Origin of the sequence: Faecalicoccus sp. LCP19S3_E2 (genome assembly GCF_052121255.1) — a bacterium.
Lineage (GTDB): Bacteria > Bacillota_I > Bacilli_A > Erysipelotrichales > Erysipelotrichaceae > Faecalicoccus.
In genome coordinates this window covers 119,127-140,568 of record NZ_JBQKEP010000006.1, presented here as the reverse complement: position 1 = coordinate 140,568, position 21,442 = coordinate 119,127, and the positions used below count along the sequence as shown (strand labels likewise).

21 protein-coding genes are annotated in these 21,442 nt (G+C 36.4%); 17 read left to right on the top strand and 4 right to left on the bottom strand.

Annotated elements, in window-relative coordinates:
- Positions 1-206 precede the first annotated feature (206 nt).
- Genes ACTQX6_RS07520 through lepB form a run of 5 tightly spaced genes read left to right on the top strand, consistent with a single transcriptional unit; the run spans position 207 to position 6,409 of the window.
- The gene (locus ACTQX6_RS07520) at positions 207-3,191 is read left to right on the top strand and encodes a MucBP domain-containing protein (protein WP_320863144.1); all 2,985 of its coding nucleotides are present in this window, start codon (positions 207-209) and stop codon (positions 3,189-3,191) included.
- A 26-nt stretch (positions 3,192-3,217) separates the two neighbouring features.
- A complete protein-coding gene (locus ACTQX6_RS07515; RefSeq protein WP_441657403.1) occupies positions 3,218-4,426 on the top strand; it encodes a DUF7601 domain-containing protein in 1,209 nt (402 codons plus the stop codon).
- A 24-nt stretch (positions 4,427-4,450) separates the two neighbouring features.
- Complete coding sequence (srtB, locus tag ACTQX6_RS07510; RefSeq protein WP_117446628.1) at positions 4,451-5,200, top strand: class B sortase; 750 nt, start codon at positions 4,451-4,453, stop codon at positions 5,198-5,200.
- On the top strand, positions 5,197-5,826 hold the full coding sequence (locus tag ACTQX6_RS07505) for a Spy0128 family protein (protein ID WP_022790138.1): 630 nt from the start codon (positions 5,197-5,199) through the stop codon (positions 5,824-5,826). The genes srtB and ACTQX6_RS07505 overlap by 4 nt, the downstream gene beginning before the upstream one ends.
- A complete protein-coding gene (gene lepB, locus ACTQX6_RS07500) occupies positions 5,816-6,409 on the top strand; it encodes a signal peptidase I (protein WP_220412088.1) in 594 nt (197 codons plus the stop codon). Before ACTQX6_RS07505 ends, lepB begins: the two co-directional genes overlap by 11 nt.
- A 169-nt stretch (positions 6,410-6,578) precedes the next feature.
- Here lepB and ACTQX6_RS07495 read toward each other — a convergent pair whose 3' ends face one another.
- The 4 genes from ACTQX6_RS07495 to ACTQX6_RS07480 all read right to left on the bottom strand — a co-directional run bounded on the left by ACTQX6_RS07495 (position 6,579) and on the right by ACTQX6_RS07480 (position 9,010).
- Positions 6,579-6,938 (bottom strand): hypothetical protein, encoded by a 360-nt coding sequence (locus ACTQX6_RS07495; protein WP_117446627.1) that lies wholly within the window; start codon positions 6,936-6,938, stop codon positions 6,579-6,581.
- A 5-nt stretch (positions 6,939-6,943) separates the two neighbouring features.
- The gene (locus tag ACTQX6_RS07490; RefSeq protein ID WP_272001474.1) at positions 6,944-7,261 is read right to left on the bottom strand and encodes a hypothetical protein; all 318 of its coding nucleotides are present in this window, start codon (positions 7,259-7,261) and stop codon (positions 6,944-6,946) included.
- 164 nt (positions 7,262-7,425) lie between these two features.
- Positions 7,426-8,700 (bottom strand): type II toxin-antitoxin system HipA family toxin, encoded by a 1,275-nt coding sequence (locus ACTQX6_RS07485; RefSeq protein ID WP_117446625.1) that lies wholly within the window; start codon positions 8,698-8,700, stop codon positions 7,426-7,428.
- Positions 8,701-8,710: 10 nt separating this feature from the next.
- Positions 8,711-9,010, bottom strand: a complete 300-nt coding sequence (locus ACTQX6_RS07480; RefSeq protein WP_117446624.1) for a helix-turn-helix domain-containing protein — start codon at positions 9,008-9,010, stop codon at positions 8,711-8,713.
- Positions 9,011-9,228: 218 nt separating this feature from the next.
- Here ACTQX6_RS07480 and ACTQX6_RS07475 point away from each other — a divergent pair, with 218 nt between their 5' ends.
- The 12 genes from ACTQX6_RS07475 to ACTQX6_RS07420 all read left to right on the top strand — a co-directional run bounded on the left by ACTQX6_RS07475 (position 9,229) and on the right by ACTQX6_RS07420 (position 21,298).
- Complete coding sequence (locus tag ACTQX6_RS07475; RefSeq protein ID WP_117446623.1) at positions 9,229-9,624, top strand: Fur family transcriptional regulator; 396 nt, start codon at positions 9,229-9,231, stop codon at positions 9,622-9,624.
- A 4-nt stretch (positions 9,625-9,628) separates the two neighbouring features.
- Entirely contained in the window at positions 9,629-10,162 is a 534-nt protein-coding gene (gene rbr, locus ACTQX6_RS07470; RefSeq protein ID WP_022790134.1) for a rubrerythrin, read from the top strand.
- Positions 10,163-10,429: 267 nt separating this feature from the next.
- Entirely contained in the window at positions 10,430-11,596 is a 1,167-nt protein-coding gene (locus ACTQX6_RS07465) for a zinc-binding dehydrogenase (RefSeq protein ID WP_117446622.1), read from the top strand.
- Positions 11,597-11,604: 8 nt separating this feature from the next.
- Entirely contained in the window at positions 11,605-12,303 is a 699-nt protein-coding gene (locus ACTQX6_RS07460) for a ribulose phosphate epimerase (RefSeq protein ID WP_117446621.1), read from the top strand.
- A 13-nt stretch (positions 12,304-12,316) separates the two neighbouring features.
- Positions 12,317-13,699 carry an MFS transporter gene (locus ACTQX6_RS07455; RefSeq protein ID WP_117446620.1) on the top strand — a complete coding sequence of 461 codons (1,383 nt, stop codon included), beginning with the start codon at positions 12,317-12,319 and terminating at the stop codon, positions 13,697-13,699.
- An 86-nt stretch (positions 13,700-13,785) separates the two neighbouring features.
- Complete coding sequence (locus ACTQX6_RS07450; RefSeq protein WP_441657402.1) at positions 13,786-14,844, top strand: NAD(P)-dependent alcohol dehydrogenase; 1,059 nt, start codon at positions 13,786-13,788, stop codon at positions 14,842-14,844.
- A gap of 12 nt (positions 14,845-14,856) precedes the next feature.
- The gene (locus ACTQX6_RS07445) at positions 14,857-15,696 is read left to right on the top strand and encodes a class II fructose-bisphosphate aldolase (RefSeq protein ID WP_117446618.1); all 840 of its coding nucleotides are present in this window, start codon (positions 14,857-14,859) and stop codon (positions 15,694-15,696) included.
- Between the two features lie 3 nt (positions 15,697-15,699).
- Complete coding sequence (locus tag ACTQX6_RS07440) at positions 15,700-16,668, top strand: carbohydrate kinase family protein (RefSeq protein WP_168965045.1); 969 nt, start codon at positions 15,700-15,702, stop codon at positions 16,666-16,668.
- Between the two features lie 15 nt (positions 16,669-16,683).
- Complete coding sequence (ydjG, locus tag ACTQX6_RS07435) at positions 16,684-17,673, top strand: NADH-dependent methylglyoxal reductase (protein ID WP_117446616.1); 990 nt, start codon at positions 16,684-16,686, stop codon at positions 17,671-17,673.
- Between the two features lie 137 nt (positions 17,674-17,810).
- Positions 17,811-19,184 (top strand): dicarboxylate/amino acid:cation symporter, encoded by a 1,374-nt coding sequence (locus ACTQX6_RS07430; RefSeq protein ID WP_441657401.1) that lies wholly within the window; start codon positions 17,811-17,813, stop codon positions 19,182-19,184.
- Between the two features lie 58 nt (positions 19,185-19,242).
- The gene (locus ACTQX6_RS07425; protein ID WP_117446615.1) at positions 19,243-20,001 is read left to right on the top strand and encodes a DeoR/GlpR family DNA-binding transcription regulator; all 759 of its coding nucleotides are present in this window, start codon (positions 19,243-19,245) and stop codon (positions 19,999-20,001) included.
- Positions 20,002-20,143: 142 nt separating this feature from the next.
- Complete coding sequence (locus tag ACTQX6_RS07420; protein WP_441657400.1) at positions 20,144-21,298, top strand: Fic family protein; 1,155 nt, start codon at positions 20,144-20,146, stop codon at positions 21,296-21,298.
- Positions 21,299-21,442: the final 144 nt, after the last annotated feature.

The following is a 21,442-nucleotide window of genomic DNA, read 5'->3' as shown; positions in this document are numbered from 1 at the left end:
ATAGATACTATTAAATCACACAATTTGTGATTTTTTTATATAAAAATGGGAAATGTAAAATAATATACTAGTAAAGCGATATGAAATATGGTATAAATGAATTAGTCTTATATGACTCAAATAACAAACAGGTCAAAATATGATCTTATTTAACGAATAAAAATGACAATATAGAGAATGAAATAGGAAGGTTAAAGGGTGAGAAAATGAGAAGAGGATTAAAAAAATGCTGGATTTTTTCTCTGGCTGTTTTTTTATCATTAACCACAATATTAGCTCGTGTACCACCGGATTTGACGGTATATGCGCAAAGCAAGGATGTAGAAGTATCCGCCGTAGATTTAGATGGAAATTCGTTAGGGCAAACGGTTTCCTTTGCAGGGGGAGATATTACCGAAGCCACTGCACCGAAAATAGAAGGTAAACGATTTATCCGGGCTTATGTGATTGATTCTGTAACCAATAAAAAAGAAGCGATTCAAAGTATTGAATCCAGAGGTGGACGTGCTTACATTAAGCGAATCAATGAAAGTGTAGATGCTTTGGAACGCTCTTATCTAAGTACAGATACTGCTTCTAAGATTTATTTTGAATATTTAGATATGGCGAAAACAGTAACAGTTACATATCAACCCGAAGATGGCAAAGATATTATTGTCACCGGGCCACCACATCTAGAGTTAGTGAATGGCAGTGCTGTTGGATATTTTACGGTATCTGTTCCACGAAATGCCAAACCCATAATTGAGACAAAGGAAGTTGCTTTCGATCAGGATGTGTCCACAACTAAAAGAACGGTATATCGTTACAAGATTATTACTTCAAAAGATTTAAATATTCCTATCCGAAGTGAAGTCAAAGAAACTTTGACTATCACGGCAAAGGCAAGTAATGATGGCAAACATGCCGATGATTGGAAGATGTCGGGGCTTCCTGTCTGTAATATAGGGGAAGCAACTGATAATAACAGTTATGGACGTGCGTGTGTTCGACAAGATTATTTCTATGCCCAAACAGAAATTGTTACGGGAAATATTACCAATCAGGATATTGCCAACAAAAATTCGGTTGGTGAACAAATCACAGAAAGTACAGAAACTTCTTCGTATGGCAGTACAGTTCACCTCAAAGCTTATCATGATATGACTTATTGGGGCGGAAATAAACCTGCTGTATATTCTACCTTCATGTCTATTCTATGGATCAATGGACAACCGTTTGGAGCGCCACAACCTATGGCTCGCTTTGGACCGTCTGCTTATGAAAACACATCGAAAGAGGCATCCTATAAACGGCCATACTATGAAGATGTAAATGCGAGTTGGAATAATCGCCCTGGCTATGCGAATAAATATACGCTTGTTTCCACGTTTGGACGAAGACAAGGATGGGAACCTTATTGGGGATCAAAGTATTGGAGCGAAAAGAATCGTGACAATGGTTTTTACATTTGGTACAACGATATTATAAAAAGGCATGTCATCGGACAAAAAACACAGACATATGTACAACATGGTCCGCTAGCCGGGGCAACGGTAACGATCACGATTACGGATGCCAAACCAGATAACTATCGTGGCAGCTTAAATACATTTAATGAGTATAAAGATGGTGACGGTTGGGATGACACCTCAGCTTACAATAAAGGGCAGCATAATTCACTTCGTTTAGCCTATGATATTCAAATTGATAATGCACCAACGGATATTGAGGCTATACCTGAATGGGCATCAACGAATCAGTCAAAAGTCGGAATGTATCTAAACTATGGTGTGGAAGATACATGGGTACATGCTGCTGTTGTGAATGAAACAGGTTCTGGTCAAAACAAAACCTCCACGGTCAATGATCCGGCAGATTGGCGTAAAAGTGATTCTTCTTGGTTTGCCACCGCGAATTCAAATGATCGATATGTGAATGGTGTAGATACAAAATGGGATAAAGATTTTAATCGAGAAAAACTAGATGATCCATTAACTTCCATTGTCGGGAAAGTAAAGAATGGGTATACCAAGCCCATGTATCGAGATATGGCGATTAGTGATGTACACCTTGTGCCTAATTCCAGAGAGGCAAAATATGATGATCGATATGCCAAGCCCGGCGATTTCTTTGTGAATGTACCTGTGTTTGTAAAAATAGGAAATTCCATAGAAAATGATCGAACGTACGGATATGTTTCTGTCGGAGGAATGAATGTCATTGGTGTAGAAGCAGAGCTACTACATTTGCCGGTTGATTATTATCTGGATGGCGGAACGGTTCAAACGCCTTCGGATTTCCCGGATGCGGCAACATCTAAGGCCGATGGAAATGAACGATTTATGTATGATGTGGAAGGAAATCCGATTATCCATGTACCGTTAGAAGTTCCAACTCGCGAAAACTCTCAGTTTGTCGGTTGGGGATTATATAAGGTCAGTAACGGGGTGAAAGGTGAGAAGATTGCTTCTGTTGCTCCGGGAGAAGATATTGATGTTCGAAACGAAACATTGTTTGGTCGTATCAGCGATACGCTTGGAAACGTTAACTTTGATACTGTGCGCTTGGAAGCGGAATATATCGGTACCGAACAGCAAGCTGCAGATGCGTTTGTTGTCAATCATGTCTATAAAGAAAACGAAGACAGCAAACAAGAAGATGGAACAGCGACGGTTGGATCGTTTGTTTCTATTCATGGAACAGATTCCAGCTTAACGGAAAGCGGAGAAAAGAAATTCGCACCGGATAAGTTAGAATACAATGGCAATAAGTATAAACTGGTACTTTCTGATGATGCATCGCCTAGGGGTGGATATACAACCTTTACAGATACATCGACTTCTATGACATTTACATATGTACGAACGCGAGGCACTGTAAAAGTTCGATATGAAGATACAGAAGGAAATTTATTGCCGGATACGAAAGAGATTACCCTGGTTGATAACGGACTGGAAGGTACCGAATATGAATCGACAAAGGAAGAATTTACGGATTATGTATTTGTCGACATGAAAGAGGACTCGGCCCCGGCAAAGGGTACGGTCCAAGAAGGAGATCAAACTGTTGTGTATGTGTATCGTCCTAAGGTCAAAGTTCCGAATACGGGACTGGATGTACCAATGGGCCCTACACTGGCCATACTATTGGATGCTGTGTTGGCTACGGGGATATTCTTGTTAATACGCCGTAAAAGACGAGGATTGTAAAGTAAGAAAGTCAAAGGAGAAAGAAAATGAACAAAAGATTTCAAAAAGGTTTGGCTGTTAGTGCTTTAACGGCCATGGTAGTGGCACCGTTTGCACACCCTGTATATGCTGTAGGGACTGATGCCAATTCAAATGGTCTGAATGAGACAGAGGAAAGTACATTAAATCTTAAAAAAGATTTGACAGTCAGAGATTTAGATGATGCGAATTATACACCAGAAACACCAAACGTTACTTTTGGCTACACTGTTAGCAATGGTGAAGCAGGAACTTTTGCATCTAAACAAGATGATAAAGGGGATCAAGTGTTCCAGGTAAAAGCCGGTAAAGATGGAAATTTGGTTAAAGTTAACGGTACAGTGACTACAGGTAATGTTGTATTTACCCAAGATGATACAGCAAGTAAGGGTAAGGTTACTAAGGATATTGCATTGGATTTTAGTGGAATTACATTTACTGAAGCAGGTATCTATCGTTATGTGATTACAGAAGCTGATTATACGGTTAACGACAATTCTCAGCTTACAAATGCACTTCCACAAACCACAGCGAACAAAACACGTAATGTCGATGTATATGTAGAACAAGATGGTGATGCCTATAAAATTAAAGGCTATGTTGTTAGTAAAACAAGTGATTCTACTGGAAAAGATGCCGGTTTTACGGAAGAGAAAACAGATGGGAATGTAGACCCAACAAAGAGTAGTGTGTACTCTACATATGATGTAACATTAACGAAAAAAGTAGATGGCGTTTTAACAAACAATGCTGGTTATTCTTTTACTATTACATTGCCAACAGATGACAACGGTACTTATGGATATCAAAAGAATAGTGATTCGGCAACTACGGTAGAAACAACAAACGGTAACAATACTCATACTGTAACATTGGCGAAAAATGACAAAATCAAAATTCAAGGTTTGCCGGTAGGTGCAACGATTGACATCGCCGAAGACCATGTAGAAGGATTTAAATTGCCGACTATTACTGTAGATGACCAATCAAAAAAAATGACAAATGATGACGCTGGTAAGAAATGGAAATATAGCGGTGTAGGATCTAACGATGCCAATAACGATGCAACCGATGTAGTAATTACCAACAAGACAGAAAATGATTCTATCTTACCTCCTACAGGTATCTTAATGACTATCGCTCCATTTGCAGCTATGGTAGGATTGGGTGCTGCCTTGATCGCATTGTTTGCCAAAAAACGTAAAAACGAAGCTTAATTCGAACGCTAAAAAGTAAACTTTATGTTGCTGGCAGAAAGAATCGCCCGATTTGGGAATAAAATTGTATCGCTTCTGACGGCTATATTGATCATATTGCTTCTAACGTATGGTCTATATTCTTTATGGGATATTTATCGTATCAATCATAATGCCTTTATATCCGATGAGTTATTAAAGTATAAGCCCGGACAGGAAAATGGCTTAGGCTTCGATGCTTTACGAGAACTCAATCCAGATGTGAAAGCTTGGATTACCATCGATAATACACATATTGATTATCCTGTATTACAGGGAAAAGATGATATGGAATATGTAAATAAGGATCCGTTTGGTGAATTTGCACTAAGCGGTTCCATATTCCTGTCAACCAAAAATGCATCGGATTTTTCAGATATTTACAACATGACATATGGTCATCATATGGAAAATGGTGCTATGTTTGGGGATCTGACAAAAATGTTGGATTTAAACTATTTAAAAGAACATACCACGGGAACACTGTATGTACCGGATAAAACTTATTCGGTGAAATTGTATGCTGCTTTGGAATGTAGTGCTTATGAAACTCGAATCTATAACTTAGCTGGTGTGATGTCAGATATGGAAGGGTTTCAAACGTATGTAAAAGCCAATGCCACATCGTATATAGATCAAGGAGTCAAATCGACGGATAAGATCATTGCGTTGTCTACGTGCATGAGTGCGACAACCAATGGAAGGGTTGTTGTATTTGGAACATTAACGGAAACAGAAAAGGAGGTTCAATCATGATTATGTTTTTAAAAAAGAAACATTTTATTGTGTTTGGCTTTCTTTTTTGTATTTTTTGTTTTAGCTTGTTTGCGCAACCGTTACAAGCCTTGGAAACGGTAAAAACAAAATTAGATATTGAACTAGCCGTTGATGGGAAGTATCCTGATTTACTGCCCAAGGATACCTATGAATTTATACTGGAAAAGGAATCTGGTGGCACATACAAGATTGTGCAGATGGTATCCATCGTTGCCACTAAGGAAGGCAAAGCTTCGATAGAAAATATTTTGATTGAGAATGCGGGAGAGCATCATTATCGTCTCTATCAAAAGGCTGGATCGAATCAGGATATGAGCTATGATCCTACTGTGTATGATATTACGGTATATGCTTTTTATAATTCGAACCAAGAGTTGGTATGTGATGCTGTAGCCTATAAAGAAGGGGATACGCAAAAGGTATCTAACTTTGCGTTTACCAATCAAATGAATCATCAAAATGTAGTTGATGTCAGTGAAAAGAAGGATAAAACCGATACTTCAACACGGACGAATGAGCAAATGTATGCCATGTTATGTACATCCATGATTGTCTTGATGGTCGTTCTATATAGACGTTCCAGGAGAGAAACGAATGGCTCTTAGAAAGGCAAAGCGAAAAGAAGCACAACAGTATTTCCCAAAAGAATCCGTAGAATCCAGTCCGGGTCAAAAGCCAAAAAAGAATCCTAAAAAACGAGCGTTGGAGGAAATTCGTTTCTTTTTGATGCGAGCTGGGGTTCTTCTTTTGATTTTATACATCATGTTTGGCTGGATCTTTGGTCTCCATGTCGTAAATAATTTGGATATGCAGCCTAAGATATTTGCGGGAGATCTATCTTTGTTTTATCGTTTAGACCCCAGCTATAATATAGGTGAAGTACTTGTTTATCAGGTGGATGGAAAAACTTATCTTGGACGTGTGGTGGCAAGAGCAGGGGATGAAGTTGATATTACTGAAGACAACCATTTAAAAATCAATGGAGATATCATGATTGAATCAGATATCTATTATGAAACCGGTCGTTATGAGAATGGAATATCACTTCCTGTGAAAGTGCCGGCGGACAGTTATTTTCTATTGTGCGATTTGCGGGAAGGTGGAAAGGATTCTAGAATTTTCGGGCCCATTTCTCGTTCCGATATTAAAGGAAAAGTCATTACGATACTAAGAAGAAGCAATCTTTAAATCCAAAGGAATGTAATTTTAAAAACGTATTGAATGAGAAGCAGGAGATTTTTAACTCCTGCTTTTTGGTTGCTCCACTAAAAAAGAGCAAAAACTACGTGTTCGATGGCGCAATAGTTTTGGCTCTCTATATTACAGGGCTGAGACAATGTCCACACCCGGTAATGGCTTATTGAATTCTTTCCTGAATCAATTTCTGAATCTCTTCTGCTTCTTCTCTATCTTTTTGATAAATCGAAGTATTGAATTGTGTTTTGATATCCGAAACATAAATGGCGCGTACAGAATGATCCTTTAAGGTAAGCTTGATTCCTACATAAAGACTTGGTTCTGCCGCAATGCTCATAAAGGTAACACCACCTAATACTTGATGCGCAAAAGGTGTTGATTTCCCTTTGAATTTGGCATCTTCATTTGCCACAGATACTTTTTCGATATCCGTATAAGCTACCTCTCCAGAAGATCCGATAAGAATGGATAATTTCTTATTCTCATCATCAAATACAACAGATTGAAATTCTTTTTTCATGATCTTTACCTCAATTTTTCCAGCGATTTTTTAGCAAGCTCCCTATCTTCTTCGTACTCTTTGGTTTGAAAGCGTACCAGGCGATAAGATACGGGGGCAACAAGCTTATCCTCTCCGATTTCCATATAGATACAGATATAGAAAGATGGTGGGCTTAACCATCCGGTGGGAATAGCTGTATCGGCAATCGTATGTTGATAAGCAGTAGGAGAATCAATAAACTTTTTATCAATGTTTACGATCTTACAGTTAGATACAGAAGATATAGGATATTCTTTACCGTGAATGTAAACATGATTCTCTTTAATTTGCAGGGTATGCATGATAACCACCTCGCTTAAAGCAATCAATAAGCAATATGTATGATCATTTATTAGATCATTACCATGATGAAGTGTTTTTTAACTAATTTAAGAGGGTAGCCTTTATTTATTTTCATTATATGTACAATTGTATGAAAATGCAATAGAATAATAGTCTTTACTTTTTATAAGCTGTTATATTGATTAGAAAAATCAAAAGCAGAACGAATTTGATTGATAGATTCTCTAGGGATTTTTTGGGTTTTCGCAAGACTTTCCCAATTGTTATGTACGGTTTGCAGAATGAACTTAATATCTTGTTTTGCTTTTAACGAATCCATTCCAATTAATTCAGAAAAGTTGATTAACGTTGGTAGACTAATTCGATTGTCATCATCTGTGACATTGAGAGATAAAGTATCACCATAAGGAATAGGGTTTACATCATAAAGCGGAGATAAAATCCATCCTTTTTTACTCAATAAAAATCCATGATTTCTTAAATGATCATCTGTGTTTGAAACAGCCATATTAAAAATGATCCTTTTCCAAAGTTCATGAATATCTTGATTTGGAGTAGCGCCATAGGCTTTTATAAAATCAACGATATCTAAATAACTTGAACCATCTTGAGCAGAAGCACCGTCTATTTTTCCCAGCAATGTCATAGCGGATGAGAAATGGATGCGTTTCTTCCCAATTCTATCAAATCTTTTTGTCAGAAAAGTACTGCCATATTTTGAAAACTTTTGAACCGATGTTTGCGGGACTTTAAGTCCACATAATTTTGCCAATTCCATTGTCAGCTTTTCCCAAGCTCCTATATCGGTTTCATCGTATTTAGACGGGAATTTTGCTATCCACAATTCGCCTTTTGTATCTTGGATGGTGGCTTTTGGTCTGGCTCCCCCTAGTGAAGATCCGGGCTTGATTAGCTGTTTGATCCATTTTTCTATATTGTCTTCTCTGTTAGTTTCAAAACCACGGGAAGCTTCTTCTAAATCTCTTAACGTAGCCCAGGGAGGGACTGCTTCATCTTCGTTGTCAGATAGAAATGGTCCATTCTTTTCTGTTTTAAATCGTAAGGCACCCATTCTTGTTTCGTCATAAACTCCTAACAGGAAATCGCTTGTAGTTAACGTTTTAGGTTTTCTACCTTCTTTTTGAGCGATAATCAGTTCTCTTCTTTTCATCAAAGTTTGTCCCCAACGATCTGGGCATGAGTCTGAAAAGATACCAAATAATTCTTGATGTATTGGATATTGTCTGCCTTGGTAAAATTCAAGATTAGGATCTAGGATGAATTGAGTTATAGAAGTAGATTTTAACCAGGTATCATCATACTCAAACGAATAGTTTTCAGATCCTCTACTTTTAGATACAAATAATATCCCCATTAATAGAGGTTCATCATGACTCCAATTTTCATAAACATAAATTTTTTGTTCTTCGTTTGCCATAAGATTCCTCCTATCTCTTTTTTAGTAACTCTATATCTTGCAGCTTTCTTCCTAATTCATCATCTTTTGCGATTAATAATAAATCTTTATCCATGCCATTGATCGCATGAAGAACGGCAGCATAAACTCCCATAGATACAGAAGAGTTTCCTTTTTCAACGTTCCATAATGTAGAGCGACTAATACCAGCTCGTTCGGCCGCAAGAGTTGCCGAAATTCCTCTTCTTAAACGGGCTAGTTTGATCTGTTCTCCCATTTGTTTAAGAATATTTTCTGTACTTCGCATGATTTTTACTGTTTTTTTTGCCATATTGCACCTCAATGTTTGATTACAAAAACATTATAGGCTATTTTGTTTTTGTAATCAAACATTTTTAATTGTTTTTAGAACAATTAGACTGAATAAAAAGATAGGAAAATCAAACAGGTAAACTATTGGCTAATGTGTTAGCTGTATCTCACCATTTCTTCTTGTTTTTCTATAAATAAAGGTTTAAACTAAGAACAGTTCTTAGAAAAGGGGATAAAATGTACAAGGTTTCGAGGCAAAGAGAGTGGATCTATGATTATATTCAGTCACATCCAGATCGTCATATGAGCGTAGAAGAAATCTATGAAGGTCTAAAAGAAGAAAATCGTGAGGTTTCAGTTGCGACCGTATATAGAAATCTGAAGATCTTACAAGATGAAAATCGGATTGCCAGCTTAATGTTGGAGAGTGGGAAACAGGTTTTTGATAAGACATGTCGGCCACATGATCATCTGATTTGCACAACTTGTCAAAAAGTCTTTGATGTGGATATGCCTTATGATCGTTCCATTGAGCGCAAAGCGGAAAATCAGTTGCATATTCCCATTGAATCGCACTCTCTTGTGTTGTATGGAACATGTGCAGATTGTCTTCAAAAGAAAGGTAAGGTATAGGAAAATGGAATTAAAAGGATCTAAAACAGAAAAGAATTTGCAGACTGCATTTGCCGGAGAAAGCCAGGCTCGTAACAAATACACGTATTTCGCCAACGTAGCTCGCAAAGAAGGTATGAATCAGATTGCGGAAATCTTTGAAGAAACAGCTCGTAACGAACAAGAACATGCTCGTTTGTGGTTTGAAGCTTTAGGTGGAATTGGCAGCACAGATGATAACTTAAAAGCAGCCGCTGCTGGTGAAAACTATGAATGGACAACAATGTACAAAGAATTTGCCGATACAGCTCGTGAAGAAGGGTTCACTAAGATTGCTTTCCAGATGGACAAAGTAGCTGAAATTGAAAAACAACATGAAGAACGTTACTTGAAATTATTGTCCAATGTAGAAGAAGGAAAAGTATTCTCCGGAGAAGAAAGCGACACTTGGATTTGTGGAATTTGTGGTTTCCAATATACAGGTGCTAATGCTCCTAAAGCTTGTCCGGTATGTGGATATCCTCAGTCTGTATTCCGTAGAATTGCGAAAAATTATTAATAGATTTATTGTTTTAATTGGAAGAGCTGCTCTTTTAAAAAGAGTGGCTTTTTTTGTGATGTTCCATATGAAAAACTCTTTTGATATCATTAATAGTATCTATTTATTAAGTATTGAATTAAACATTTTCAATCGCCTGAGTTTACTGAAACAAACTAAATAATCTGTGAAACAAAGAAAAATATATTGATTATAATAAAATTTGCGGTTATAATACAGATGATTTAAAAAGAAAGCGTTTTCGGCCGAACGCATAAGGAGGAAAAGATGAAAGCATTAACTCGGTATTGTAGCGATCAGGGAGAATTTGGTGGATATCATTATATTGATTTACCAGCCCCGGAATGTGGTCCTGATGATATTGTTATTAAATTAAAAGCAGCAGCTATTTGCGGTGCAGATATGAAACATTGGTATGCAGATTTGAACAATGAAAATCATTCAACAGAATTGGATTCTATTCGAGGACATGAATTTGCCGGTGTCATTGTTAAAGTGGGAGAGAACGTAAAGAAATGGCATGTGGGGCAAAGAATTGTATCGGATAATAGCGGACAGGCTTGTGGGGAATGCCCGGCATGCGAGCAAGGTGATTTTATGCTTTGTGAACATAAGAGCGGATTAGGATTAGATCATAATTATAAAGTATTTGGTGGATCTGGCGGCTTTACAAAATATGCGAAGATTCCTGGAGAAATATTGAAATTACATCCACATGCCATTTGGGAAATCCCAGAGGGCGTTAAATATGAAGAAGCAGCAGTATTGGATCCTATTTGTAATTCTTATAAGGCGGTAGCTCAACAATCTAGCTTACTTCCTGGTCAAGATGTAGTTGTATTTGGTACAGGACCGTTAGGTTTGTTTGCTGTTCAGATTGCTCGTATTATGGGTGCTGTTAACATTGTTATGGTAGGATTAGAAGAAGATGTAGAAACACGCTTTCCAATCGCAATGGAAGTTGGAGCTACTCATTGCGTCAATGCTTCAAAGGAAGATGTGGTAAAACGTTGCACGGAAATTTGTGGGCGAGATAATCTAGGATTAGTTATTGAATGTTCAGGAGCTAACATTGCCTTAAAACAGTCTTTAGAAATGTTGAGACCAAACGGAGAAGTGATTCGTGTAGGAATGGGATTTAAACCATTGGAATTTTCAATCAACAATATCACTGAACTGAACAAAAGTATCATTGGGCACATGGCTTATGATTCTACTTCATGGAGAGAAAGTATTCGATTGTTGAAGTCTGGTGCCATTAAAGTGCAACCAATGATTACACATCGTTTAGGTCTTTCGAAATGGAAAGAGGGTTTTGCAGCTATGGCAGATAAATCGGCTGTTAAAGTTATCTTCCATTACGATGAAGAGGATAAGGATGTAGCTGAATTTGGTGAAGAAGAAACTCCTAATGATTACGATTTTAATGATTGATAAAGAAAATGAGTAGAAATAAATTGTATTTGGCTCCATCTATGGGCTGTTGTGACTTGTTTGATTTTAAACATCAGGTTGAATTTATAGATAGTAAAGCAGATTTTTTACACATTGATATTAAAGATGGAAATTATGTAAAAACCTATAGTATCGGCCCTGACTTTATGAAAACATTAAAACCTGTTGTAAAAACACCAATGGATGCTCATTTGATGGTTAAACATCCGCAATGGATCATAGAAGAATGTGCAAAAGCAGGAGCCGCCTATATTACACCTCATACAGATTGTATAGAAAGTGATGCTTTTGTCACAATTCATAAAATTTTAGATTTAGGATGCAAAGCAGGTATTGCTTTAAATCCTTCTACTTCTTTGGAAACCATTCGTTACTATTTGCCACTTTTATCAAAGGTTACGATCATGATTGTAGATGCAGGTTATGCGGGTCAAGAAGTTATAGAACAAATGTATGAAAAAATTCAGACATTAGTTCAATGGCGTAATGATATGAAACTAGATTTTTTGATTGAAGCAGATGGATCAATGAATGCAGATGTTTATGGCCCTCTATATGAAGCGGGAGCGGATGTAGTTGTTTTAGGACCACCGGCTTTATGGAACAAGGATAAGGATATTGAAAAAGCATGGAACATTATGCAAAAAGAAGTAGAAAACGCATTAATACATGTGAGTAGAAAGTGATAGGAATAGGGAAATGGATAATGTAAAGGGCGCTAATATTGGCGCAAGATTAGATCGCCTACCAAATTCTGGATGGCATACAAAGATGTGGCTAATAACAGCATTTGCACTTTTAGTATGCTGGTCAAATGGAATAGGTGGTGCGGTACAGAATATTTTGTTAAATGAAGTACATTGGTTAAAACCTGGATCGATGCTGTTGGCTATGTGGGGAACGACTTATACAATCGGACAATTGTTTGGAGCACTAATCGGAGGGCCTATTGGAGATAGAATCGGAAGAAAGAAATCTATCCTTTTATATGAGGTTGTACATATTATTGTGATGATCGGTGCAGCTCTTTCACCAAATGTTGAAATTTTATATATTTTCCGCTTGTTACAAGGTTTTGCGCTAGGTGCATTGCTGGTTGTTTTATTTGCAGGGTTTACGGAATATGTACCGGGAAGAAATCGTGGAACATGGTCCAGTCGAACTTCATTTATTGGAAACTGGGCACATCCTATATGTAATTTGATTGCGTTAATTCTGATTGGTACAGGTATGAGCATGAGCATGAATTGGCGAGTGGAATTTATGATTCCATCTGTTCTTTCTATTATCGCAACTTATATGATTTATAAAAAATTTCCAGAATCTCCAAGATGGTTAGAAGCGCAAGGCCGTGTTGAGGAAGCAGAAGAAATCATGAGTCGAATCGAGAAAGAAATTGAAGAATCTACAGGTGAGCCGCTGCCACCAGTAACCGAAGCTCCAAAAGAAGTTAAAAACTTGCCATATTCAGCCTTATTTAAAGGAGCTCTTCTTAGAAGAACAATTGTTGGATCTCTTGTTTTGATTGGAATGAACACAATTCAATACACCTTGATGAATTGGATGCCTTCTTTATTGGTTGGATTAGGATATGATACATCACAATCTCAATTTATGACTGTATTTGGATTGTTTGGAGCTCCATTCGGAATTTTCATTGCTTCTCTGATTATGGATAAAGTATCAAGAAAATTGTTAGGTGTTCTATTGTTGAGTGGTATGGCCGTGTTTGGAATTATTATCGGGTATGTAACACAAGCAGGTTTGGTTGGAATGAATGGATTAATCATTTTAACTTTCTTAATGAATACGATCATCTACATGTATGTTTGTTATGCCTCTGCCGTATATGTTCCAGAAATGTGGCCTACATCTGCTAAATTATCGGGATCTGGTTTCTCAAATGCGATGGGACGAGTTTCAAATGTGTTATTTCCATTTTTAGTTACTACCTTAGCTGCACAAAGTCCAAGTTACGTCTTTATATTACTGGCTATTGTAGCTCTGATTATTGCCATTGGTGTGATTTTCCTTGGTGTAGAAACTAGAGGGGAATCGGTTGAAGATATTGGAAATGTTTAATAAGTATTAGGAAGATCAAGTAAATTCTAGTGTAAGTTCTCCTTAAAAATCAATTTTTTCTTCCTGTTATTTTAGAAAGGTTATTTATGAAAAATACAAAAGCAATATTGGTCGAACCTAAACATTTTGAAATTAAGGATGCAGAGGTTCCACAACCTAAAGATAATGAAATTTTATTAAAAGTAGAATATGTTGGAATGTGTGGATCTGATATTCATGGATTTGAATTTGGTCCTTTTATTCCACCAAAGGATCCGAATCAAGAAATAGGATTAGGGCATGAAGTCGCTGGGGAAGTTGTAGGCATTGGATCTAAAGTGACGAAATTTAAGATAGGAGACAAGGTGCTGATTGAACCAGGTGTACCAGATGATACATGTGAGTATTGTCGTACTGGTAGATACAATATCTGTCCAGATGTAGATTTTATGGCTACACAGCCCAATTATAGAGGGGCATTATGTAACTATATGACACATCCTGAAGAATGGACTTATAAGATTCCTGAAGGTATGAGTGTTATGGAAGCTGCATTGGTGGAACCGGCTGCCGTAGGCATGCATGCAGCGATTTTAGGACAGGCAAAGCTTGGAAGTCACATTGTTATCTTTGGTGGAGGTACGATTGGTTTAATGACTTTACAGGCGTGTAGAAGTTTAGGTGCTACAGATATTACAGTAGTTGATATTTTACCGAAACGTTTGGACTTAGCTTTAAAATTAGGTGCTAAAAGAGTAATAAACGGAAAAGAAGAGGATGCAGTAAAAGTTCTTCGTTCTTCTCAATGGTATGGAGATCATGGTGTTGATTTAGTTTTTGAATGTGCTGGTTCAGCGTTTACTGCAAATCAGGCCGTACAGGTTGTAGCGCGTGGCGGAAGAATCATGATGGTTGGTACGCATTCAAAACCAGTACCGATTGATTTCTTGAAGATTAATCGAGAAGTTACGATTCAAACTTCTTTCCGTTATTGTAATAACTTCCCACAAACTATAGAAGCAATTGCCAGAGGAAAGTTTAATGTAAAAGATATGGTAAGTCATGTTTATGATTACAAAGATGTACAAAAAGCGTTTAGCGATGCCATTGATCCGGTAAAAAAAGCCGATATGATCAAAGGTGTAATTAAGGTAGAAGAGATTTAGAGAGGTATAAAAATGTTAGCGGATATTCGTTATTGGGAAAATAAAGCCAAAGAAGGAAAATTTGCAATTCCACACTTTAATGTATGGAATGCAGAGATGTTAATGGGTGTTATAGATGCTGCAGAAGAAGCGCAAGCTCCTATTATCATTTCTTTTGGTACAGGATTTGTGGGAAATACATCTTTTGAAGATTTTTCAAACATGATGGTTTCGATGGCAAAACAAGCTTCTGTTCCGGTGATTTGCCATTGGGATCATGGTCGAAGTATGGAGATTATTCAAAATGCTTATAATCATGGAATGAATTCTGTTATGCGAGATGCCTCTGCTTTATCTTTTGAAGAGAATATTCAGGAAATTAAAACAGCAGTGGACTATTTTCATCCATTAGGTATTCCTGTAGAGGCAGAGCTTGGACATGTTGGAAATGAAACTATATATGAAGAAGCTTTAAGTGAATATAAATACACAGATCCTGCACAAGCAGCAGAGTTTGTTCAAAGAACAGGATGTGATTCGTTAGCGGTGGCAATTGGAAATGTGCATGGGGTTTATAGTTCTGAACCTAAATTAGATTTTGATGTCATTAAAGCATGTAGAGATGCGGTTGATGTTCCTTTGGTGTTGCATGGAGCTTCCGGTATCGGGGATGAAGATATTCGTAAATGTATTTCGTTAGGAATCGCAAAAATCAATATTCATACTGAACTTTGCCAAGCTGCTATGGAGGCTATCTCAAAAAATACAGATAAGTCTTTCTTGGAATTGGAAAGATTAGTTCGTCAAGCAATTAAAGAAAGAGCTCTTTATAAGATTCGTCTCTTTGGGGATGAAAATAAGGCTAGTTTATAAACTATGGAAAAACAATTTGATGTGCTTTGTGTAGGCGCTGCTGTCATCGATATTCCTTTACAACCGGTTAGTAAAAATATATTTGACGTAGAGTCCTATCCTTTGCAGCAAATAAGCATGACAATTGGTGGTGATGCTATCAATGAATCGACTATTATCTCTAGGCTTGGTCATAAAACGGCTTTGGCAACTATGGTTGGAGATGATGCGGCTGGGCAATATATCATTCAACATTGTCAGCGGGAAGGAATTTGTGTAGAGGGTATTCGAACCAAAGAAAATATAGATACTTCTATTAATGTAGGATTAGTTACTCAGGATGGAGAACGTACATTTGTTACAAACCGTAATGGAAGTCTATGGAAAATGACGATAAAAGATATTGATCTTGCTTTAGTTCCCAAAGCAAAAATATTGTCTTTGGCAAGTTTTTTCAACAATCCTTTATTAGACAATGATGCACTAGTTAAGATTTTTTCAAAAGCTAAATCAAACAATATGATTATAACTGCAGATATGATTAAGCCAAGATTAAATGAGACGTTGGATGATTTTTCGGAAGCATTGAGTTATGTAGATTACTTTTTCCCGAATTTTGATGAAGCTTGTTTGATGACAGGAGAAAGCGATGTAGAACTCGTTGCAAAGAAATTATTGTCTTATGGTGTAAAAACAGTAGTGATTAAAATAGGAAAAAGAGGAGCTTATATTCAAACACAGAATCAGGAAGGTATGATTGTACCGGCAATGAAAGGAATTAAAGCTATTGATACTATTGGGGCTGGTGATAATTTTGCTTCCGGTTTCATAAGTGGACTTTTGGAAGGAAAGTCACTAAAAGAGTGCGGAGAATATGGAAATGTGACGGCATCTATAGCTATTCAAAGTATTGGAGCTACAACCGGTGTAAGAAATCGCTTAGTATTTGAACAACGTATGAGGGAATATCGTCAACAATATCCAGAAGTATAGAAGAGAGGAAACAATATGAGATATGCAGAATTAGGAAATTCAGGGATTCAAGTTTCAAAGATGGGACTTGGAACCTGGGCTATTGGTGGAGGTCCTGCTTGGAGCGGTGATCTCGATGAAAAACGATGTATAGATACTATTGTAGCAGCTGTAAACAATGGTATTAATTTGATTGATACGGCGCCGGGATACAATTTTGGAAATAGTGAAATCATTGTAGGAAAAGCCCTTAAAGAAGTGGATCGTTCAAAAGTCGTATTAGTAACAAAATGTGGGGTTGTATGGAACAGAAAGGGAAGTGTATGGAATAAAGTTGGAGATCGTCAATTATATAAATTATTGACACCTGAATCTGTACGTTTGGAAGTCGAAGAATCATTAGAACGCCTGGGTACAGATTATATAGACTTATACATGACACATTGGCCTTCCGTTGAGCCGTATTATACCCCGATTCGTGAAACGGTTGAAGAATTAAACAAATTGAAAAAAGAAGGGAAAATTCGTGCCATAGGTGCTGCCAATGTAAGTATTGATCAAATCAAGGAATACTTAGATTGTACACAATTAGATCTTGTTCAAGGAAAATATAGTGTTTTAGATCGCGCTGTAGAAGAAGAATTAATTCCGCTATGTGTAAAAAATAAAATTACTATGCAGGCATACTCACCTTTGGAACAGGGACTGTTAACTGGTACTATATCCAAAGATTATCGTCCGGAGCCGGGCAACGCAAGAGCAAATAAAAAATGGTGGCAGCCTGGGAATATGGAACGAGTTATTGATATGCTAGAAGCATGGAAGCCTCTGGCTCAAAAATATAATGCGTCAATTCCAGCTCTTTGTTTAGCTTGGATCATGAACCAGGGAGATTCTATCAATTTATTAAGTGGTGCTACCACACCTGCTGAGGTAGAGATGAATGCAGTTGCTGCCGACATTGTACTTTCTAAAGAAGATTTAGCTATGATGCGTAAAATGGCAGAGGCATTAGATCAAGAATAATAAAATTTATCATTTATAAACGCAAGAAACGTTTTCAACACAATCGTCAATATTTGAGCTTATAAATGGTTGAAAGGTATGAAACCTCTGTCTATAATATTTGGTTTTCATACCTTTTTTAGAAAAAGGAGTCCTCTATGAAAAAGAATAAAGAAGGAAAATCCTCGATTGTACGCCGTATGATTTGGGCGGTTGTTTTAGGATTTATGTGTGGTATATTGATGATCATCTTACGAGAGAACTCAACAGGAGATTTATCAAACGCTTGGAAATTTGTTGATGCTCTACTATTTCAAGATATTACAACAACAAAAGGAATTGAAGGAATTGGCTTGTTTTATATTGTAGGACAGATATTTATGCGGGGCTTACAGTTAGCCATTGTCCCTTTGGTTTTAACTTCACTTTCTCTTGCTTTATGTTCACTTGCGGATCCAAAAAAATTAGGAAGAATTGCAATCAAAACATTTATCACATATCTTTGTTTTTATCTTGCGGCAGCAACATTAGCGGGAGTAGCAGCTTATGGAGTGAAATTAACTGGTGGCTTTGATGTTGTATTACCATCTACTCAGGCTGCAGAGATTGCAACGATGGAAGGATATAATCCTTTGGTTACTATTGTAAATGCGGTGCCGAATAATATTTTTTCTGCCTTTACATCCAACAATGCAATATTATCTGTTGTTGTAACTGCATTAATTTTGGGATTGTGTATGACATATCTAAAAGACAAGGCAGAACCGCTAAAACAAGTGATAGAAAGTCTAAATGAAGTGATACAACTTTTTTTGAATTTTTTGATTGATAAAGTGGGCCCTTTTGCGATCTTTTGTATGATTACACGAGCTTTAGCTGTATATGGGGTAGAATACATTCGACCAACTTTGGTTTGGATGATAACAACAATAGTTGTTAGCTTAGTTCTGGTATCTACTATCTATCCCATTGGAATCTTTTTAACCACTCGACTGAATCCACTTCCTTTTATGAAAAAGGTTTTTAAAGTTGGATTGTTTGCGGCTGCAACAAATTCATCGGCTGCAACGTTACCTTTAAATGTAAAAACTTGTACGCAAGAATTAGGTTGTACTGAGGAAATATCAAGTTTTGTGTTGCCAACGGGGATGACAATTAACATGAATGGTACAACAGCAATGCATATGATTGCGATTACCTTTATTGCTTCGGCAGCAGGTTTGGATATTTCTCCCGCCACTTTAGTATTGGCAGCTTTTCTGTCTATATGTACAGCTATGGGAACACCGGCAATCCCGGTTGCCGGAACAACTATGGTTTATGTTGTTATGATGGGGTTAGGTTTAAATTCTGAATTATGCATGATTGGATATTCCTTGGTTTTAGCAATGAATTATCTGCCGGGCATGGCGGTGATAACGCTAAATGTAATTGGTGATGCTGCGACAAATGTTATTGTAAACTTTAAAGAAGGGGTATTGAATAAAGAACAGTATATGGAAAAATCATCTAATGGAAAAGAAGTCAAATAACATTTTGACAGTTTCAATTATACCGATGTAAAATTTGAGGTAGAATAGGGGCTTGGTTATGGCAAAAAATCGTCTAGAGCAAATGAAGCAATATATACATGAAAAAGGAAAAGTTACAGTTTCAGAATTAAGTAAACAATGGAATATAACAGAAGAAACAGTACGAAGAGATTTAGACAAATTAGAAGCAGATGGAATTTTAACTCGTATTCATGGTGGGGCTATCTGGAATGAATCGATTCGTCATGAAGGAATATATTTTTATCAAAGACAACGAAGAAATTTTGCCGCAAAGAGAAAACTGGCAACCTTGGCATTGCCATTGATTAAGTCTAGTGGTGTTATATTTGCGGATGCAAGTTCTACGGTATTAGAAATGTTGCGTTTATTAGCGGATGAGCCTAATTTAATCGTAGTCACAAATTCTGCTGAGATATTTTTAGATTCGGCAAATATGAAAATGCATTTAATTTCTACTGGTGGAATTTTTAATAACAATTCTATGTCTTTTCAAGGAGAAGTTACCAAAAATGCAATTCGAAAATATAATGCGAAATTAGCGGTTATTGGTTGCAAGGGGATGACAATGGAACAAGGAGTACTTGATTCCTATGAGAGTGAAGCAGAAATAAAAAAAGTGATGTTAGAACAGGCGGATCAGGTAGTTTTGTTAATTGATCATACTAAATTTGATCAAATCGCATTTTTGAAGCTTATCGATTTTGATCAAATTAATTATGTTGTAACAGATCGATGCCCATCAGATTCATGGATTGAATTTTTTAAAGAACATCATATTCAGTTGATTTATGAATAAACTCTGAATGATTAAAGTTTGAAGTGGAAAGACTCTATCACTTATTTGATATAGAGTCTTTTTTTGTGGCATAAAATTTGACTGAAATAAAAGTATAATGATAAACTGATACTAATTGATATCAATTAGTATCGGAGGTTATATGGAAATTACCAAATTCTTAGAGATTCTTCACGATAAAAAATTTATGGATTATAGAAAGATGAGTAATAAATATTCAGATACATTTCAGGAATATTTAGATACGCTTTCTATGTTTTATAAGAAACTTCCTTTAGAAGACGCACAGGGAAATTTTATGGTGTTTTTGGAAGAGCCTTTAAAAATTCAAACATCTACACTTAGAACATTGTTTCAAAATCAAAGTGATTTATATAGTAAAAAGTCTTTGGAAACAGAAATTATTGCGACTTCCGCCATAGAAAATATTGATTTTTCCAGAGATAGCGTGCGATCTATTTTATCAGGACAGGCATCTAAGAATGAAGAAGAAAGAAGAATTGAAGGTCTAAAAAAAGGAATGGAATTTATTGCAGACCGAGACAATAAGATCACGGAAGAGAATATATATAAGTTGTATAAGATGGCAATTGGTAAATATCTCGATGAAGAAAATCAGTTAAAGGAAGGCAATTTATATCGTCATGATTCGGTTTATGTAGTAGGAACAAAAGTAGAACATATCGGAATTAGCTACAAGCAAGTTTCTTCGTATATGAAGTCTTTGGTTGGATATATAAATCAAAAAGATGACATACAAGATCTTATTAAAGCTTGTATTATTCATTTTTATATCGCTTATGTTCATCCATGGTTTGATGGAAATGGTAGAATGGCCCGATTAGTACATCTTTGGTTTTTGGTACAAAGAGGGTATCAATCAGTATTGTTTATTCCTTTTTCCAGTTTTATTGAAAAGACAAGAAAACAATATTATGATGCCTATCAAACCATTGCAGACAATTATCGCTATACGCATAAAATAGATGTAACACCATTTTTGTTGTATTATATAAATAATGTTTATAACAAGATCGAACAACCATTACAGGAGGCTACTTTTTCTGTATATCGATCAGTATTAGATCATAAAAAGATCACAAATAAAGAAGATAAGTTATGGAAATTTGTCTTATCTTATTTTGGTACGGAAGAATTCTCAACGAAAGAATTGGAAAAGGCATATGGAGATGCAGCCTATGCCACGATTCGAAGCTTTGTATTAAAATTTACGGATTTAGGTTTGTTGACGGCAATTTCTTATACGACAAAGAATAAGTATAGGGTGAAAAGATAAATAAGATAAGCATTATTTAAACATAGTCTTGTTTTACAAAAAACCTATAAAAAACTGCAAGAAAGCAGAAAAATATATATAAAAATCTGCAGTATTGCAGGTTTTTATAAAATTTGATTCTTTTCCAGGAAAAATTTTAAAAAT

Bases quoted from the DNA above. Each gene is read 5' to 3' on its own strand.
- ACTQX6_RS07520 (WP_320863144.1), top strand. From the start codon at position 207: ATGAGAAGAGGATTAAAAAAATGCTGGATTTTTTCTCTGGCTGTTTTT.
- ACTQX6_RS07515 (WP_441657403.1), top strand. From the start codon at position 3,218: ATGAACAAAAGATTTCAAAAAGGTTTGGCTGTTAGTGCTTTAACGGCC.
- srtB (WP_117446628.1), top strand. From the start codon at position 4,451: ATGTTGCTGGCAGAAAGAATCGCCCGATTTGGGAATAAAATTGTATCG.
- ACTQX6_RS07505 (WP_022790138.1), top strand. From the start codon at position 5,197: ATGATTATGTTTTTAAAAAAGAAACATTTTATTGTGTTTGGCTTTCTT.
- lepB (WP_220412088.1), top strand. From the start codon at position 5,816: ATGGCTCTTAGAAAGGCAAAGCGAAAAGAAGCACAACAGTATTTCCCA.
- ACTQX6_RS07495 (WP_117446627.1), bottom strand. From the start codon at position 6,938: ATGAAAAAAGAATTTCAATCTGTTGTATTTGATGATGAGAATAAGAAA.
- ACTQX6_RS07490 (WP_272001474.1), bottom strand. From the start codon at position 7,261: ATGCATACCCTGCAAATTAAAGAGAATCATGTTTACATTCACGGTAAA.
- ACTQX6_RS07485 (WP_117446625.1), bottom strand. From the start codon at position 8,700: ATGGCAAACGAAGAACAAAAAATTTATGTTTATGAAAATTGGAGTCAT.
- ACTQX6_RS07480 (WP_117446624.1), bottom strand. From the start codon at position 9,010: ATGGCAAAAAAAACAGTAAAAATCATGCGAAGTACAGAAAATATTCTT.
- ACTQX6_RS07475 (WP_117446623.1), top strand. From the start codon at position 9,229: ATGTACAAGGTTTCGAGGCAAAGAGAGTGGATCTATGATTATATTCAG.
- rbr (WP_022790134.1), top strand. From the start codon at position 9,629: ATGGAATTAAAAGGATCTAAAACAGAAAAGAATTTGCAGACTGCATTT.
- ACTQX6_RS07465 (WP_117446622.1), top strand. From the start codon at position 10,430: ATGAAAGCATTAACTCGGTATTGTAGCGATCAGGGAGAATTTGGTGGA.
- ACTQX6_RS07460 (WP_117446621.1), top strand. From the start codon at position 11,605: ATGAGTAGAAATAAATTGTATTTGGCTCCATCTATGGGCTGTTGTGAC.
- ACTQX6_RS07455 (WP_117446620.1), top strand. From the start codon at position 12,317: ATGGATAATGTAAAGGGCGCTAATATTGGCGCAAGATTAGATCGCCTA.
- ACTQX6_RS07450 (WP_441657402.1), top strand. From the start codon at position 13,786: ATGAAAAATACAAAAGCAATATTGGTCGAACCTAAACATTTTGAAATT.
- ACTQX6_RS07445 (WP_117446618.1), top strand. From the start codon at position 14,857: ATGTTAGCGGATATTCGTTATTGGGAAAATAAAGCCAAAGAAGGAAAA.
- ACTQX6_RS07440 (WP_168965045.1), top strand. From the start codon at position 15,700: ATGGAAAAACAATTTGATGTGCTTTGTGTAGGCGCTGCTGTCATCGAT.
- ydjG (WP_117446616.1), top strand. From the start codon at position 16,684: ATGAGATATGCAGAATTAGGAAATTCAGGGATTCAAGTTTCAAAGATG.
- ACTQX6_RS07430 (WP_441657401.1), top strand. From the start codon at position 17,811: ATGAAAAAGAATAAAGAAGGAAAATCCTCGATTGTACGCCGTATGATT.
- ACTQX6_RS07425 (WP_117446615.1), top strand. From the start codon at position 19,243: ATGGCAAAAAATCGTCTAGAGCAAATGAAGCAATATATACATGAAAAA.
- ACTQX6_RS07420 (WP_441657400.1), top strand. From the start codon at position 20,144: ATGGAAATTACCAAATTCTTAGAGATTCTTCACGATAAAAAATTTATG.